At 65.1% G+C, this 241-nt stretch carries 1 protein-coding gene; it reads left to right on the top strand.

Going from position 1 to position 241, the window contains the following annotated elements; all coding sequences use genetic code 11:
- Positions 1-241 (top strand): single-stranded DNA-binding protein (ssb, locus tag RRF55_RS27715; RefSeq protein ID WP_439419257.1); only part of this gene is annotated, 241 nt, incomplete at both ends.

Here is a 241-nt window from a genome sequence, read left to right as displayed (position 1 = left end):
CTGCAACTGCTGGCGCCAGATGGCCGAGAACGTCGCAGAGTCCCTGACCAAGGGCATGCGCGTGATCGTGCAGGGGCGTTTGCGGCAGCGTTCTTACCAGACTCGCGAAGGCGAGAATCGTACCGTGTTTGAGGTCGAGGTTGATGAGGTCGGCCCGTCCATCAAGTTCGCTACGGCGAGCGTGACGCGCACCCCGCGCGATGGTGGCGGCCAGCAGCGGAGGCCACAACAGCAGCAGGCC

The organism is Klebsiella sp. K47, from assembly GCF_051858335.1.
Lineage (GTDB): Bacteria > Pseudomonadota > Gammaproteobacteria > Enterobacterales > Enterobacteriaceae > Klebsiella > Klebsiella pneumoniae.
Note: the sequence above shows the minus strand (reverse complement) of the source record. Positions and strands in the feature narration are given on the sequence as shown.